Raw genomic sequence first — 16,061 nt, 5'->3', positions numbered from 1 at the left:
GTTTGTTTTTTTGTTTTTCGACACTTCATCTGCTATCACATATGTTTTCGGGCTGCATATCCTCAGCCACCAATCTGACAGTCCAGGCCGCTGACTGCATGCACTGCTTTTTTCAGCGTTTCCATATGTTCTTTAGACGGCGGTTCAATATCTCCCATGGGATACGCTCTCCCCAGTCCTTCATATTTATCCTGTCCAAGTCTGTGATATGGAAGCAGATGGATCTTATTTACTCCGGGAAGAGTATCCGCAAACCTTGCAATCCCCTGGATTTCTTCAACTGTATCATTAAACGTAGGTATCACAGGCACGCGGATTACCAGATTTGTCTTTCCTGAAAGGGCCACCTTTCTGGCATTTTCCATCATCAATTCATTGGAACGTCCTGTAAATTTTTTATGTTTCTCTGTATTTGTATGTTTGATATCCATTAAATAAGTATCAAGATACGGCAGGATCATCTCGATGGTTTCCCATTTCGCACAGGCCATACTCTCAATCGCAGTAGAAATTCCTCTCTCCTTTGCAGCTCTCAGAAGAGCCGCCGAAAACTCAGGCTGACACAGGCACTCTCCACCTGAAAGAGTCATTCCTCCGCCTGAGCGGTAATAATATGCCCTGTCTTTCTCCACCTCTTCAATCATCTCTCTGACTGTCACGTCACGTCCGATGATCTTATCTTCTCCCAGAACCTTCATTGTCTGGATCTTATATTCCTGAGATTCCGGATTACAGCACCATTTGCACCGCAGGACACATCCCTTCAGAAATACGATTGTCCTTATGCCCGGTCCATCATGAATGGAATATCGCTGGACATCAAACACTCTGCCCTTTGTATCCAAATAGTCCATGCTTTTTCCTCTCTTCAGCTCTTATATATTCTTATCGTTCGGATCAGAATCCCTGTTCTGTACGGCGAATGATATCATCCTGGAGCGAACGGGAAAGTGTAGTGAACAGTGCACTGTAGCCAGCCACACGCACTACCAGATGTTTGTATTTCTCAGGATGTTTCTGTGCATCCAGCAAAGTCTCTCTGTCTACTACATTAAACTGCATATGCATTCCCTTCTGATCGAAGTAAGAACGGATCAACGCAACAAATTTCTCCAGTCCTTCTCTTCCTGACAATGCAGATGGATGGAATTTCTGGTTAAAGAGCGTTCCGTTGGATACAATAAAATGATCCAGTCTGGATACAGAAGTTGCTGCAGCTGTAGGTCCCTTCACATCCTTGCCTGCAGACGGCGAAACACCATCTGCAACAGGTGTATGCGCATATCTTCCATCAGGTGTGGCACCTGTCTGTCCGCCCAGCGGTACATTGGCAGATACAGGGTATAAACCAGCCTGGAACATACCGCCTCTTGGATTGCTGTAATTCTGAAGCGGTTTTGTATATGTATAGGCAACCTCTCTTGCGAAATAATCAATTTCCGGAATATCATTTCCAAACTTCGGAACCTCATCGATCATATCATGGATCTCTTTAAATCTCTGAGTCTTCTGTTCTCCCGGTTTCATTCCGATAAGTGTTCTCAGAAGTGTTTCTGCTGTAGAAGCATCTACATTTTTGCCAGCCTTCTGCATTGCCTTCATAACAAGCTGGGCAATATCTCCTGCTGACTGAGCATCAAGTCCCTGATCATAATTCCATGCAAGTGCTTCTTTCAGTTCTTTCATGGACACTTTCTTATCCTCATAGACCAGTTTACGGACTGCAAAAAGCCCATCTGCCATATTGGCAATTCCAAATCCCTGAGGACCTGTAAAGTTATAAACAGCTCCGCCTTCCTGAACAGATTTGCCTTCTTTCAGACAATCATCTATCATGCAGGAAAGGAATGGTAGCGGACATCTCTCAGCGTGAGCCACATCAATAGCATTGTCTGCATTTACAAGCAGTGAAATACAGTATTCCATCTGTTTCTTATATGCATCAAAAAACTCATCAAAAGTTTTCATCTCTGTGACATCACCTGTAGGGATTCCCACCATCTCACCTTTATCCATACCATTGGCAAAAACAAGTTCCAGTGGTCTGCACATGTTAAAGAACGCCGCATCATGCCATCCCTCTGTCTTACCTGCTTTCTGAGGTTCTACACAGCCAATGATATTGTACTCTCTGGCATCAGCCAGGGATAATCCTCTGTTCTGCAATGACGGAATGATCACTTCATCATTGTAGTATGCCGGAAGCCCAATTCCTGTTCTGGTAAGCTCTGCTGCCTTGATCAGGAATTCATGCGGGGAACCATTCCATACTCTCACTGAAAGTGATGGTGCCGGCAGATGAACATGCATAGATGCCTGGATACACATAATAGAAAGATCGTTTGTTACATCTTCTCCCTCTTTATTCTGACCTCCTGCGATCAGATTCTGGAAAAGGCTGTATCCTGCAAATCCCTCTGCTGAGGCTGCATCACGGCATTTGTTCAGATCATTAAATTTCACCCAGATACAATCCATCAATTCCTGTGCAAACTCACGGGTGATTGTACCTGCTTCCATATCCTTCTTATAATATGGATACATATACTGGTCAAAACGTCCCGGTGAAATAGAATGTCCGCTGGACTCCATCTGAATCAACTGCTGTACAAACCAGAAAGACTGGCATGCTTCATAGAAGCCCCGGGCACCCTTTGCTGGTACCTTGCTGCAGTTTTCTGCAATCACAAGTAATTCCTGTCTTCTGACCGGATCACTGGTCTGTCCTGCCATTTCTCTTGCAAGCTGTGCGTATCTGTCTGCATAGTCCATCACTGCCTGACAGCTTAAGATCACTGCCTCAAGGAAATGAGATTTTCTGGCATAATCGCCATCACCCACATTACAGTTATCCAGCTCTTTCTGAGCCTTAGCCATAATTCCCTCAAATCCAATTTCCAGCACTTCCCAATATTTTACAGTAACATGTCCTACTCCATTGTAGAAATAATTACCAGGTGTAAAAATATTGTGTTCGATCGCTCTGATCGCTTCCGGTGCCATATAGGAAGTAGCAAGCTCGCTGGTTGTTTTTCCCTTCCAGTACTTATCTGCCTCCCTCAGTTCAGCCTTAGTCTCCTCTGCGATTTCAAATGGATCTGCTGTTCTTGTTGCAACAGTATCCAGTTCAGCCTCCAGCCATTCATAAGAGAATTCCGGGAATGTCTGGCATCCTCTTGGTGCGATCGTACTACTTCCTACGATCAGTTCATCATCACGGATAATAATAGGAATATTGCGAAGAATATGGGCAAAAGCTTTCGCTCTGCGGGTAATAATAGGTTCTCCTTCCGTTTCCTTATAGGATTCCGTGATCAGCTTCGCTCTGGCAGACTCGATCACTGGCATATTTGCATATAATGCATCTACCAGTTTCTGGATTCTGGGAGATTTGGGAATGTCTGATGTTTGAAATTTTTCCATGTTGCTCCTTTCTCATGAAGTAACTGTCTACGCATAAGTAAACAGTGCTATCGCTGTCATTGATCAGCAATAAGCCCCCATGTTTTCATATAGTTCCATTATACCTTATGGCATTTACAGAGTCAACATAAATCAACATATTTTTATCATCCTTTTATGTTGTTTTATATTTATTTTTTGTCCTGTTTTGGTTGTTTTTATTTTGTTTTCTGATTGACTTTCCATTTCTCATCTGTCATACTTATAGCATAAAATATGTTGCTGTTCACTCCGTGTTCAGTAATATTTCTCGTAATACACAAAATTTATGCTAATCACATAAATTCGCGCCGTATATCCTAGTATGGCCCACGCTAGCTTCACAATTAATGCAAAAATCTATACCGAAAGGAAGAAAAAAAATGTATCTTTCCGATATCCACACACATTCCATTGCCAGCGGTCATGGCACTGACTGTACGATTTCTGATATGGCAAAAACAGCCAGCAAAAAAGGGTTGAAACTTCTTGGAATTTCCGATCATGGTCCTGGTACTTTCGCTTCCGGTACTTCCTCTTATTTCCGCAGTCTTCCTTTTTGCCCGAAGAAGAGATTTGGCATAGATATTCTTTATGGAGTTGAATTAAATATCCTTGATGTAGAAGGACATATTGATCTGTCAGAGGAGCTGCTTGATAAACTGGATTATGCAATTATCAGTATGCACCGTCAGAATTACCGTTCAGGCTCTGTCAGTCAGAATACACAGGCTTATATCAATGCAATGAAATATCCTGCTGTAAAAATCCTCGGTCACTGCGATGACACACATTTTCCGGTAGATTATGAAACTTTAGCAAAAACAGCTTTACAGGAAAATGTAATTTTTGAAATAAACGAAGCTTCTCTTGCTCCTTACGGTTACCGGGGCGATACCAGATTAAACACAGCCAGAATCCTGTATTACTGCCGGAAATATAATATTCCAATCATCTTGTCCAGTGACAGCCATGGCAAAGAACACATCGGAGATTTTACATATTCTGCCGGGTTTGTTCATCAGGCAATGTTTCCGGAAGCGCTTATCCTCAATAATCAGATTCCTAAATTGAAAATTTTTCTTCAAACTCGCGAATACATTGTTTCGTAAAGAATAGTCTCGCATCCACAAACAAGTAGATGGTGTACATATTTAAAAAGGAGATACCATCAACTTATTTCTACGCAAAACAAGAAGAGCAACCTCCGGAATTATTAGTTTCATAATTCCAAAGTGTTGCTCTTTTATACTTGCTTTTATATTTGCTATCTATTTTTCTGTCAGTTATGCCATGCGAGTCTTCTGCATGCCGGATGCCATTCTCCTGTCATCCAGTCTACATCATTGGTAATCCAGTCCATGATTCCAAGTTGCCTGGTTTCCCATTCCACTGTAGCTTTTCGTTCATCATGCCGTCCTTTACCTGCATTGCAAATGCGCGTCTTTCCATTTATTACACCCTCCATACATTTATTTCTTTATAACGATCCATCTCTTAAAATTAATCGATCGTCACATTATTTTCATTTTATACCCCAATGTTTTTTCCGTTATCTTCTACTGTTCAGGCTTCTACTCTTGTATTCTGTTCTCTTTCTTTTCTGGCTTTCTCTCTTTGTTTTGTCAGATCGTAATAGTCATCTGTAAGTATCCCATGTTTTCTCATTGCATCAAATACTTTCTGCTGAGCAACCGTCATTTTCATTCCTATGGAATTATTATAATCAGTCAGAACACAGCCCGTTTTCTCAATCAGCCAGAATAACGGAGAATCATTTTCAGGAATCATTTTCCATATTTCATCTTCCGTCCATGGAAGCAGCGCCATCATGCCATGAAGATGGCCCTTTGGAATTCTTATGTAATCGCCATCTGGTAAAATCAGTCCATCCGAAAAGTTTTCATCTTCAACTTTCATCTTCTCCAGCAGTTCTTCCGTTATTTTCATAGTCTTTTCTACCTCACCCTTGTATTTTCACCTGCTCCTATTATACGTGCGCCTCCGGTATTGTGCAAGCGTTACATTACTGTTCACTCCGTTCTCAGTAACGTAGCCAAAATTTCTTCAAAATTTAGTTTGATTAATCCAGCAAAAAGTTGTAAACTATACTTGCACACACAAGTTAACATTTTTTGTTAATTAAGACTATTCGAGGTTTCCTCAGAATGTCTCAATTATACACACACATTTTTCCAAAAAGAGCAGCTTCACCATCCGGTGAGCTGCTCTTTGATTTCATTAATTTTTATTTATTTTTTCTTCTTAAGGAAATAGATCAGTAATATTACAATCAGAATAATGCCAATACCACTGATCCAGATTACAGGATTCTTCATTCCTGAATCTGACTTCACATTCTTTCCAGATGTTTTCTCTGTCTGTTCTTCACTGGCTTTCTTTTCATCTGTTGAATCAGGTTTCTCTGTTTCTACAGTTTCCGGTGTCGGGGTAGCTTCTTCTGTCGGAGTTGCCTCTGGTGTTGGTGTCGCTTCTTCCGTCGGAGTTGCCTCCGGTGTCGGGGTTGCCTTTTCTGTTGGTGTTGCTTCTGGTGTAGGCGTTGCCTTCGGTGTCGGGGTTGCTTCCGGTGTCGGGGTTACTGCCTCTGTTGGCGTCGGTGTAACCTCATCAGCTGCCGCTGGAACATTTCCTGATGTACCTGTCGCATCCGGAAGATTCTCAGCTGCCGGAGCATTCTCAGTTGTGTAGTCTGTATCGCGGTCAAGATTAATCCAACCCTGATCAACACCCTGTGTATCTGCTTTTCCCCAGTTTGTTCCATCTTCGCCCTGGACATACTGAGAAATATGTACGGTTGTCTCATCCGCAATACCATTTGAACCTGAAACTTCATCAAATTTCTCTCCAGGTCCGTTATAAACCGGTACGTTTACACCATTTCCCTGAATTTTTACTTCGAAATCAACATCTTTACCGCCAAAAGTATTATATTCCTTATCTATTGCTTCATCTCTGGTAGCCGGATTCAAATCTCCCATTGGAACATATCCATTCATTCCATGGTATTGGGTATACGCCCATTCATTATTATCTGTCCCGCTTTTTTCACCAAGCACATGAATCGCTGTGCCATTTGGAATCTGTTTGTCATTTAATTTCACGCTCTGTGGAGCTGCCTCATCATAAATATCCACGCCACCCTGCGCGCTCTGCACGATCATGTAATAATCTGTCACATAATCCGGATTCTGGCTTTTCCCATCATCAGCGTAAACAGATACCGCTGTCAGGATAAAACATAAAGCTGTCGCTATTATTGCCCCTAACTTTCTCTTCATAATCATTTTCCTTCATCATTTATTATTTTCTTTTTACAGCAGATGAGCTCTTATATTTGCTGTAAGTGTTTCCATAAGGTTCTTTTACATATGCTTTTACCGCATAGTAGTATGATACACCTTTTTGGGCTTTTTTGTCCAGATATGATGAGAAATTTTTATCAGAAATTTTCCTGATCAGTTGATAAGATCCACCTTTTTTCTTTCTATAAATGTAATATCCGTCACATTTCTTCTGTGTACTCCAACGAATGCGGATTCCGTTCGTTTCTGATTTCACAGAAGAAACCTTCTGTAATGCCGGTGCCGCCTTAATCACAGGGCCTGTTGTATACTTACTTAAATAATTTTTCCCATTTGCCTGATAGTATGCCCGTACAGTATATCGATACGATGCATTCGCCGTAACCTTACTGTCTTTATATTGAAGTACTGAATTCTTAACTGTTGCAATTCTTGACCATGAGCCACCTGTTGCAGGTTTTCTGTAAACATAATATCCTGACGCCTGAGGAACTTCTTTCCATGAGACAAGATTATATCCTGAATTATATGCCTTCACCTGAAATACCGGTGTATCCGGTACCCAGGATTGACTTAACGTTCTTGTATGTGCCTTAATTCTTGCCGACCAGTTTTTAGTCTTTCCATCTGACCATTTCGCTGTAGCCGCTGCGCTTTTATGAAATGTCTGATTATTCTCTATCCCTGCCGTGGAAGAAAACCAGTTACTGCCTCCCGAAGTCCTATAGCTGGCATTTGCTTCCACTCCGAAGCTGATATAGCTGATTCCAGCATTTGTAATCACCACCGAATAACGGCTTCCCTGTTTCAAAACCACTTCCGGCACTGTAATCGTCTGCACTCCGGCGATCGGCTGTTCAAATTCATAAGGTGTCGCATATGCAGCTGTACCGCTTTCCGGATCAGAAGGATCTGTGATATCTGTGTATATCTGAATCTTATAAGAAGCATTATCATTCATGGTAACTACATTAACTTCGCCCAACGCCTCTTCTTTTCCATTACCAGCCTTTGCCTCGTAAACAGCAGCCACTGATTGTCCCGGCTGTACTTTTATAGAAGAAATCGCTGAAGATCCATCATAAAAATAATTATTTTTATATTTCTGATCTGCAATCGTCACTGCCTCTGCCGTTACCAGGTTGCTGATATTTGGATCCTGATAAGAAAGATAATAGTATCCATCATCACCTTTTTGATTTCCCCAGCTGTTTTTTATAATCCAGGCACCATCCTGTGTCACATTAGAACTGGACAGGAAATTGTTTTTGGAATAATTATCATCCCATCCCACTACTGTTACAATGTGATTGATTATTTTTCCCGAAGTTCTGTTTACAGGGTAACAATACGCCGCTGTATCTGCATTGACATAATTTTCCGACATATACAGCATGATAGATACTGCATGATCATTCATCAACATTTCTTTCATGCGCTCCTCGCTATATTCAGAAAACGATGCATTTTTCAGATATGCAGCCGCATGGTACGCTTTATCTTCGGATATTGCCTCAGTCAGATCCTGTTTATGTGAGGAGTCTGTAGGAAACGGCACATCTGTCTCTGTAGTCATACCTGACCATGTGCTGAGAAAAACTGCCGCCAGGTAATCATTGCCACCTATATTATGGTAATTTCCCAATACAGAATTTATATCATTGGCAGTATTTCCTAACGGATCATTCTGCCTGTTGGAAAAGAAATATGACAGATGCTCCTCTGACAAGTCATACGTCCCCTTGTTCTGTGCCAGCAAAGAGGACTCCATGATTGCTGCCATTCCAAATGCCCAGCACGTTCCAAATGGATGCTGATCTTTTACAGAAGTAACCAGTCCCTTTTGTCTGGAATCATAATAAGATGAAAAGGCTGCGGCCCTGCTTCCATAGGCAGCATAAACAGATGTCAGATCACTTTCCACCTCTGGTCCCGGATCTAGTAATGTCAGATTTTTAAACGGTTCTAATTGCTCTTCTTTCTCCTCTTCTGTTAACGGTCGTCCTTTGATATATCGGATTCCCTCTGTATTCTCCTGCAACGTCTCCCCATCCTGGAAATCCTGTTCTGTATCGTCAGACGAAAATACTTCTGTATCTGATTCCGTATCTGATTCCGTATTTGTCTCAAAATCATTTGTCTGAGAATCCTGAAATTCTTCTATATCCTCTGCTTCCGTTTCCTGATATATACCAGTTCCAAACATCTCCTGACCTTTTACAGGTATCGAACCGCAAATCATGGCAGATGTCAAAAAAGCCGATAGCACACGTATAGCAGTAGTTCTTTTTTTCATATGTCTGATAATTCCTCCATGTTTAAAGATAATAGCATTGTATCATTTTTAATTTCATTTTTCAATATAGAATCCTGCTTTGTAAAATTTCCTGTTACACCAAAACCGCCAGATAGCAACTTCATGCTTTCCGGCGGTTCTATGTAGCAAATATATCTTCCAACCTTGTATCTTTACAATCTATTTTTCTTCTGTTAATAACAGTAAAAGAACTCCTCCTCTTATCCTCTATACAAATCATGCATAAAATTCCAAAAAATTTTTCCTCGGCAATGGAACTCTTGCTTCAAGGAGGAAACATATAGAAAATAGAAATGTCCGGTTCTGCCAGTCAGAAAAAATACCGGCAGGAAAAGATGTCAAATGCCTGTGCCGCATTCTCTTTTGTTCAGGTGAAAAGTGTGCGAACGGTGCATGAGTGTATGTAAAATAATTTACACAAAAATCCGTTCAAGTTTTTGATATTTAAGAAGATATTAGCTGCCGGTTGTTCCAACAACTGTATTATTTCATTTCAGATCTTCTCTTTTGTTGTATTTATTCTAACAAACTTAATTGTATATTACAATAAAAATCGTTCCCGTTTATCTGGGCTAATCTGACACATTCCCGCTTTTCACACAAATTTATTTTATTCCTCGAGGTATTTTGGTCTCTGTCTGCTCATTTTCTCTTATTTTCTTCATCAGCGTCGACAGTTCCTGATATTTTCCCGTAATATAACCATAACTTTTTCTTTTATGTGGAAGCATACAATTTGTGCAATCCTTTATCCCATTCTCTGTATATCGAAAATTCCCTCCGCATTTATCTCCCAGCGCATATAGTGGACAATAACAGAACAGACAATTAAAATCATCCGGATCTGCATTCTTATGGCATGGAAAATACTCGCATTTTTTATGGCTGAAATAAGAATACTCTTTTCCCTCCCAATAAGGTTTCTCCATTTCTTTTTCCTTCTTTCTCATACATAATATAAAAAAATACTCTAATGAATCATCAATCACTCTTCGCATAACAAAGTATCAAAAATTCATTACAGCATTTCTTAAATTACGTAATTATAAGAGGGAGCGATGCTACCCCGGGGTAGAAAAAAATCCGTTCATGAGTGCGCGGAGGGAACGAATAAATCCGAAGTAGTATCGCCTGCCATTTAATCATGTATAATTCATAAAGAACAGGCGCATTCCATAAAAAATGTCTGCCTTCAAATAAAAGCAGACAACACTCCGAAGCTGCGGATTCAACGGAGTTGGTTGTTACACTTTACACGGAAGTTTAACCTCGCCATACCAAGCAGGTTTCCTGGCTCCAGGCTCATCGCTCCTCTCTCCTTCTCATGCTATGGCACAATGGACATTCTGAGATTTGCTCCTCTGTTACAGTGACCGGATCGCTCAGGTTTCTCACCTGATTCCCTCTTTCTGTACTGTTTCTTAAACAGTATCAGCACTTAATATGTTCTGTATGGAATTATACTGACTGTATAGTAACATTTTGTAATGAGAATGTCAACTATTTATCAATATAATTTTATATTTCTTCGGTTATCCTTATTCTAATGACGAATTACTTCCATCCTACTCTGGCAACTTATGAAGTAAATAATATTTAATTCTCTGGCAAGGGTTCCCATTCATTTAAACCCAGGCTCTGTCTGTATTTCGCTTCTTCCAGACTAATCTGCGGAAGGTCTTCCTCCAGATATTCCTTCAGCTCATCGATTCCTTCTCCGGTAACATTATTTACCAGAAAAATACGTTCACATCCTGCATTAATCATCCACTGTCGTACCATCGGTACATTTGCATATGGAGAATCTATCTTTGTTATAATCCCAATCAGTGGTCTGAGAATAAACGAATTACTTCCATATCCAAAAAGGCTGAAAGGCTCATCTGCCGACTGCACCATAGCGATCACATCTGCCTCAAATGAAAAGCATGCAAGCCCGACACTGAAATGTTTAGATTCCGCATACTCACCTGGAGAATCAATCGTATCATCGTTCGTATTTGTATACTGTGTTTTTATGTAATGAAGTTTTTCTCCTTTCAAAGCCTGCGTAAGCGAAGTTTTCCCAGCCTCGCTTCTGCCCATCAAAAATATCTTCTTCATATTTTGTATTCTTTCCTTTCAGCTCTCCCAATATAGGCTATGCTAGCTTCTGTGAATCGCACAGGTTTTAAACTTTAATACCTCTTTAAAAAATCTCACGACTTCTTCTACTGCCGTCTGAACCTCTGTCAGCCCTCCGGTAAGAATCAGTGAACCACTGAAACGATCCATAAAGCCAATCTCTACATTCGCACTTTTTACTGCCACATCAGCCGCTACAACTACTGCTTCCCAGGGTGTAAAGCGAATCATTCCTATCGCCTCCCCTGTATGGTCCTCTCCTTCATGGACTCCTATATGAAGTCCCAGATTCTGATAGATACAACTCTGAGATGGATTGATCACATGTGCCAGACATACTTCCTTGCCAGGAACTCTCACTCTGGTCATGCGAAGTTTCTTTCCTTTCAGCTTCTCATAGTCCTCATGATAAAGCTTCTCCAATAATTCTTTTGTCGTCATCCCTGCCATCAAAGCACTTCCTATCTCTTGGTAATGTCACAGACTACATAGCCTAATGTATCTCTGAAATAATCCACAACCTCTGTCATTGCTGACATTACATCAGAAATCTCTCCTGTAATAATCAGCGTACCTGTAAAACGGTCTGCAAATCCCAGATAAACATTTCCACTCTTGACTGCAATATCTGATGCGATCACAGCAGATTCTGGCGGTGTCATATTCATGATTCCAATCGCAGAAGAACGGTAATCTACCTGCGGATTCAATCCCAGCTTCTGATATATGATCGGAGCAGGACCACCCATTACATGTGCAAAGGTAATTTCCTTACCTGCAACCGTTTCCTGTACAATTCTTATATGTTCTACATGGTCATTTGCCATCTGTCTTTCCTCGCTTTCACTCTCTTCTATCTATTGAGATATCTGGCATTACTGTTCACACACTCCTATCCCACAATCAAACGCGCAGTAACCTTCAATCAGATATTCTCATTTTATTTTGCTGCACTTTGCTATATCAGCCATTTTCCATGCCAGTCAGACATCCCACAGCTTATCTGAGTTTATCTGAAATCTGGCTGAATTTATCTAACAGTTACTTAAACTGTACTATCCAAATAATTTTATGTCAAGGTAAAATCCATTTAATAATTGGTAAAATCTTACGCAGAAAACGAAAGGGAGCACTGACCCCTTTTATCAGTACTCCCTTTCACCCCTATTTGTATTTAATTATTTATACTTATTTAATTACCCCGATGTATTATCAGATCAATATACGCTCTGTCATTACACCAGTCTTCTTACAGAAACAATTGTTCTGTATGCTGCATTATCACTGATCTTGATACCATCTACGGAGTTGGATGCATGAACGATACGTCCATTACCCATGTAAATTGCAACATGTCCACCGTAGCAGATCAGATCTCCCGGCTGTGCATCTGCATAAGAAACTTCTGTACCTGCGTTCTGCTGTTCATAAGAAGTTCTCGGAAGGCTTACACCAAAGTTTGCATATACACTCTGAACAAATCCTGAACAGTCAGCTCCATTTGTAAGGCTTGTGCCTCCCCATACATATGGATTACCAACAAACTGTGTAGCATAATCTACAACAGAAGATCCTGATCCGGAATAGGAAGAAGAACTGTCTGAGCCAGATGACTGTTCACTCTCGTAATCATCTGCTGATACTGTATTATCAGAATCAATTACATTGCCATACTCATCGTACTCTACATCATCAGAAGATGTACCACTGTCAACAACATCCCCGTTCTCGTCGTACTCTACATCTTCTTCTGAATCGGACTCTTCACTCTCATCATCTGAGTTCTCTATTACATTTCCGTCTTCGTCATATTCCACATTATCTTCTGATTCAGATTCCTGCTCCTGTTCAGCGGCTTCTGCAGCAGCTGCTTCCTCTGCGGCCTGTCTTGCAGCTTCTTCCTCAGCCTGACGTCTTGCCTCTTCTTCTGCTGCAATTCTCTCAGCTTCCAGTCTCTGGATTTCAGCTGTCTGTTCTGCTAACAGGTTTGCATATTCTGTAGCCTGCTGCTGTGCATAGGCAATTTCATTTTCATAATCTGCAGATTCAGCTTTCTTCGCATCAATCTGACACTGAAGATTATAAGACTGTTCTTCATAAGAAGCCTTCATCTCCTCCAGCTCTGCCTTATCAGATTCATACTGTGTCTTAAGATTATTTACTTCATTGATCGTATTTACATATTTATCAAGGTTCTTTCTGTCCTGTTCATACATCTGCTGTGTGTTCTCAGCACGTGTAAGAAGCTCGCTGAGATCATCTGAATTAAGCATCATCTGGAACCATGCTGTATCTCCGCCCTGTTCATATAAGCACTGGATACGTTTCTTCATACTCTCATACTGTTTATCTCTTGCCTTCTGAGCTTTCGCCAGATCCTGTTTTGTTCTGATAATATCTACTTCTTTATTATCGATATCTCCTTTAAGAGTATCGATAGAAACCATAACACTTACAAGATTGGAATCCAGTTCGGAAATCTCATTCTCAAGCTGTGATTTCGCATATGCCAGCTCATCCATTCTGGAATAAGTTGCATCAAGCTGCTGGCTTGTAATCGCCTGCTCTTCTCTTAATTCATCCTCTCTTGAAGCGCTTACACTGACTACCTGTGTTGCTGTCATAAGCAGTGCTAATGTAAGACATATAATTCTTTTCTTCATGAATTCTCACCCTCGTAACATTTTCTTTCTATCTCGTAATCCTTTTGTAATATCTAAGTTAATTCTTATACATATTAACATATCACATTTAGAAACGCAAGGGTTATTTACAACAAATTTTATATTTCTGTAACATTTGGTAATCTTTTTGTGATTCTTATTAGTTTTTCACACAATTCAAACATATTTCATTGTGCTTCTGTAATATGTCAATCGGATATTCGCAATCCGCTTTCGCTACTTGCTCATAACCAAATAACTGCTTCGCAGTTTATCAGAAGGGGCTTGTACCCCTTCTGATACAAGCAAGTCCCCACCCACTGCTTATTGCTCTTCGCAATTGAAGCAGGGGACTTACTTGATTTGGTTAAAAGCAAGTGGCCAATCCTATAGCAATCCTCGTAAATAATGCATTTAAGACAGTTCAGCAGAGTGCGAAAGACAAGGAAGATATCTGCAGGCGTGCTGACGCACGGCAAAGATATCTGACGCAGGATTTCACACTCTGATGGGCTGGATTAAGATGCATTATTTACGAAGATTGCTATAATTTCATATTTGCAGCAAATAAAAAAGCAGCCTTCCTCATGAAAGCTGCTTTTTTATTTCATTTTTAGCTAAACAGATCTGCGAGAATCTGATCTGCTGTCATATTCAGATAACCATCCGGATCTGAAAGTGTACTTCTGTTCCATCTCAGATAATTACCCCTTCTGATGTAGTTGCCTGATGAAGTATGATAAGCATATTTCGTAAATCCAGGATATCTTGACATATATTTCTGTGCCAATGTAATTGCCTGGCTTGAATAATCACCTGACGGTGTTGGTGTACCTGCGATCTGAACACCTGCATTCGGTGTAGAGTGTACGATCACCGCACTCTTATCCTTACACTGTCCGAGAATGATCCATGTATGACCACTGTCATATCCAACATCACCAGGATATACCGTCCAGTCATCACTTGCCAGATTTGCCTGAGTGAGAACACTTCCCCAACCCATAGATTTATAATAAGAACCAACCTCGCCGGAAACAACTGTGTATCCGCTTCCGACACCGGATTTACTCTGCATTACCTGATATGCTGCCCAGCCTACAAATCCTGAACAGTCAAATCCTTTCGCGCGGTTCGCAGTGCTAAGGTCTCGATAGTTATTATAATCATAACTGCTGCTCTGGCTGTTATAGAAATCAGTCATTGTCTGGCTTGTTCCTTTTCTTGTGGAATCATTCCAGCCACCACCCCATACATACAGAGCCTGTCCAACCGGCTGTAATGCACCGGCAAGATAATTCTTGATTGTCTTTGATCCTGTAGGAGTTGTTGTATTATTTAATACACCGTCAGAAGTAAAGTGATATTTTGTACCATCAATAGTCACATCACCTGTGGCCATTACACCGGTTTCTTTATCAAAATAATATTTGTTTCCGCTGATAGTCGTCCAACCTACAGCCATCTTACCGCTGCCTGTACTAAAATAATATTTCTTTCCGTCAAGTGTCTGGAATCCTTTTGCCATGATTCCATCTTCTGTTTCGAAATATCTGTACTCATTATTTGAATTCTTAGTCCATCCGGTAAGCATATAACATGCACTGGTAAAATATCTCGTGTTATTTTTACTGTCTGTAAGGAATGTTTTGCAGGCAGCTACACCACTGTTGCTATAAAAATAATATTTCCTGCCATTCAGCGTCAGCCATTTTGTCTGCATGAATCCTGTAGATGGATCAAAATATCTCTTCTGATCCTTTGAATCAGTAAGCCAGCCAGTCAACATAACTCCGGCATTCTTGCTGAAATACCTCTTTCTCCCTTTACTGTCAGTTGCCCAGCCTTTTACCTGAACGCCTGTCGTTGCATTAAAGTAATACTTCTTACCCTTGAGTTCAAGCCAGCCTTTCTGCTTAGATCCGTCTTCGTTTATGTAGTATGATTTCCCGTTAATAGTTACAAAACCGGTTTTCGTTTCAGCATGTACATTCGCCGCAGTAAAATACATTGAAATTCCTGTGACAAAAAACAGCAGAAACAGAAGTACCCCCCAGATTTTAAGTTTCCTGTTTACGTTTTGCATACATACCTTCCTTTTCTTCTTTTCATTATCAGAGCGTGTCTGAAAAGTACAGTCTGCAGTATCGCATGGATACTCTCTATATCTCTTATACCTCTCAGATACGCTCT

13 protein-coding genes and 1 riboswitch are annotated in these 16,061 nt (G+C 40.7%); of the genes, 1 reads left to right on the top strand and 12 read right to left on the bottom strand.

Features of this window, described 5'->3' with window-relative positions; all coding sequences use genetic code 11:
* Window positions 1-62: 62 nt before the first annotated feature.
* A complete protein-coding gene (locus tag WKT11_RS15365; RefSeq protein WP_117674441.1) occupies window positions 63-854 on the bottom strand; it encodes a glycyl-radical enzyme activating protein in 792 nt (263 codons plus the stop codon).
* A 43-nt stretch (window positions 855-897) separates the two neighbouring features.
* Window positions 898-3,423: a glycyl radical protein gene (locus WKT11_RS15360; protein ID WP_118516541.1), complete on the bottom strand. Its 2,526-nt coding sequence runs from the start codon at window positions 3,421-3,423 to the stop codon at window positions 898-900.
* Window positions 3,424-3,824: 401 nt separating this feature from the next.
* On the opposite strand from WKT11_RS15360, the gene WKT11_RS15355 reads away from it, so the two are divergent.
* On the top strand, window positions 3,825-4,553 hold the full coding sequence (locus WKT11_RS15355) for a phosphatase (RefSeq protein ID WP_340285189.1): 729 nt from the start codon (window positions 3,825-3,827) through the stop codon (window positions 4,551-4,553).
* Between the two features lie 170 nt (window positions 4,554-4,723).
* On the opposite strand, the gene WKT11_RS15350 is transcribed toward WKT11_RS15355, so the two are convergent.
* The 10 genes from WKT11_RS15350 to WKT11_RS15305 form a co-directional block, all read right to left on the bottom strand.
* Complete coding sequence (locus tag WKT11_RS15350) at window positions 4,724-4,909, bottom strand: hypothetical protein (RefSeq protein WP_118590456.1); 186 nt, start codon at window positions 4,907-4,909, stop codon at window positions 4,724-4,726.
* Between the two features lie 98 nt (window positions 4,910-5,007).
* Window positions 5,008-5,391 carry a hypothetical protein gene (locus tag WKT11_RS15345; protein WP_117674437.1) on the bottom strand — a complete coding sequence of 128 codons (384 nt, stop codon included), beginning with the start codon at window positions 5,389-5,391 and terminating at the stop codon, window positions 5,008-5,010.
* 302 nt (window positions 5,392-5,693) lie between these two features.
* Window positions 5,694-6,740 carry a hypothetical protein gene (locus WKT11_RS15340; protein ID WP_118246992.1) on the bottom strand — a complete coding sequence of 349 codons (1,047 nt, stop codon included), beginning with the start codon at window positions 6,738-6,740 and terminating at the stop codon, window positions 5,694-5,696.
* 22 nt (window positions 6,741-6,762) lie between these two features.
* Window positions 6,763-9,060 (bottom strand): C1 family peptidase, encoded by a 2,298-nt coding sequence (locus tag WKT11_RS15335; RefSeq protein WP_340285188.1) that lies wholly within the window; start codon window positions 9,058-9,060, stop codon window positions 6,763-6,765.
* 626 nt (window positions 9,061-9,686) lie between these two features.
* Window positions 9,687-10,010 (bottom strand): cysteine-rich small domain-containing protein, encoded by a 324-nt coding sequence (locus tag WKT11_RS15330; RefSeq protein ID WP_118246993.1) that lies wholly within the window; start codon window positions 10,008-10,010, stop codon window positions 9,687-9,689.
* Between the two features lie 334 nt (window positions 10,011-10,344).
* A riboswitch (cobalamin riboswitch) is annotated at window positions 10,345-10,538 on the bottom strand.
* Between the two features lie 139 nt (window positions 10,539-10,677).
* Window positions 10,678-11,184, bottom strand: coding sequence for a EutP/PduV family microcompartment system protein (locus WKT11_RS15325; RefSeq protein WP_117674434.1), 507 nt, complete (start codon window positions 11,182-11,184; stop codon window positions 10,678-10,680).
* A 42-nt stretch (window positions 11,185-11,226) separates the two neighbouring features.
* Complete coding sequence (locus WKT11_RS15320; RefSeq protein WP_117674433.1) at window positions 11,227-11,655, bottom strand: BMC domain-containing protein; 429 nt, start codon at window positions 11,653-11,655, stop codon at window positions 11,227-11,229.
* An 11-nt stretch (window positions 11,656-11,666) separates the two neighbouring features.
* Window positions 11,667-12,032 (bottom strand): BMC domain-containing protein, encoded by a 366-nt coding sequence (locus tag WKT11_RS15315; protein WP_117844608.1) that lies wholly within the window; start codon window positions 12,030-12,032, stop codon window positions 11,667-11,669.
* Between the two features lie 408 nt (window positions 12,033-12,440).
* Window positions 12,441-13,868: a C40 family peptidase gene (locus WKT11_RS15310; RefSeq protein WP_118136432.1), complete on the bottom strand. Its 1,428-nt coding sequence runs from the start codon at window positions 13,866-13,868 to the stop codon at window positions 12,441-12,443.
* A 613-nt stretch (window positions 13,869-14,481) separates the two neighbouring features.
* Window positions 14,482-15,954, bottom strand: a complete 1,473-nt coding sequence (locus WKT11_RS15305; RefSeq protein ID WP_118136434.1) for an N-acetylmuramoyl-L-alanine amidase family protein — start codon at window positions 15,952-15,954, stop codon at window positions 14,482-14,484.
* Window positions 15,955-16,061 lie beyond the last annotated feature (107 nt).

The organism is Blautia sp. HCN-1074, from assembly GCF_037890165.1.
In the GTDB taxonomy this organism is placed as follows: Bacteria; Bacillota; Clostridia; order Lachnospirales; family Lachnospiraceae; genus Blautia_A.
The sequence above is the reverse complement of the archived record's forward strand: the minus strand, read 5'-3'. Positions and strand labels throughout refer to the sequence as shown.

What these genes read in the sequence shown, in the direction of transcription:
- WKT11_RS15365 (WP_117674441.1), bottom strand. Translation starts at nt 854, where the DNA reads ATGGACTATTTGGATACAAAGGGCAGAGTGTTTGATGTCCAGCGATAT.
- WKT11_RS15360 (WP_118516541.1), bottom strand. Translation starts at nt 3,423, where the DNA reads ATGGAAAAATTTCAAACATCAGACATTCCCAAATCTCCCAGAATCCAG.
- WKT11_RS15355 (WP_340285189.1), top strand. Translation starts at nt 3,825, where the DNA reads ATGTATCTTTCCGATATCCACACACATTCCATTGCCAGCGGTCATGGC.
- WKT11_RS15350 (WP_118590456.1), bottom strand. Translation starts at nt 4,909, where the DNA reads ATGGAGGGTGTAATAAATGGAAAGACGCGCATTTGCAATGCAGGTAAA.
- WKT11_RS15345 (WP_117674437.1), bottom strand. Translation starts at nt 5,391, where the DNA reads ATGAAAATAACGGAAGAACTGCTGGAGAAGATGAAAGTTGAAGATGAA.
- WKT11_RS15340 (WP_118246992.1), bottom strand. Translation starts at nt 6,740, where the DNA reads ATGAAGAGAAAGTTAGGGGCAATAATAGCGACAGCTTTATGTTTTATC.
- WKT11_RS15335 (WP_340285188.1), bottom strand. Translation starts at nt 9,060, where the DNA reads ATGAAAAAAAGAACTACTGCTATACGTGTGCTATCGGCTTTTTTGACA.
- WKT11_RS15330 (WP_118246993.1), bottom strand. Translation starts at nt 10,010, where the DNA reads ATGGAGAAACCTTATTGGGAGGGAAAAGAGTATTCTTATTTCAGCCAT.
- WKT11_RS15325 (WP_117674434.1), bottom strand. Translation starts at nt 11,184, where the DNA reads ATGAAGAAGATATTTTTGATGGGCAGAAGCGAGGCTGGGAAAACTTCG.
- WKT11_RS15320 (WP_117674433.1), bottom strand. Translation starts at nt 11,655, where the DNA reads ATGGCAGGGATGACGACAAAAGAATTATTGGAGAAGCTTTATCATGAG.
- WKT11_RS15315 (WP_117844608.1), bottom strand. Translation starts at nt 12,032, where the DNA reads ATGGCAAATGACCATGTAGAACATATAAGAATTGTACAGGAAACGGTT.
- WKT11_RS15310 (WP_118136432.1), bottom strand. Translation starts at nt 13,868, where the DNA reads ATGAAGAAAAGAATTATATGTCTTACATTAGCACTGCTTATGACAGCA.
- WKT11_RS15305 (WP_118136434.1), bottom strand. Translation starts at nt 15,954, where the DNA reads ATGCAAAACGTAAACAGGAAACTTAAAATCTGGGGGGTACTTCTGTTT.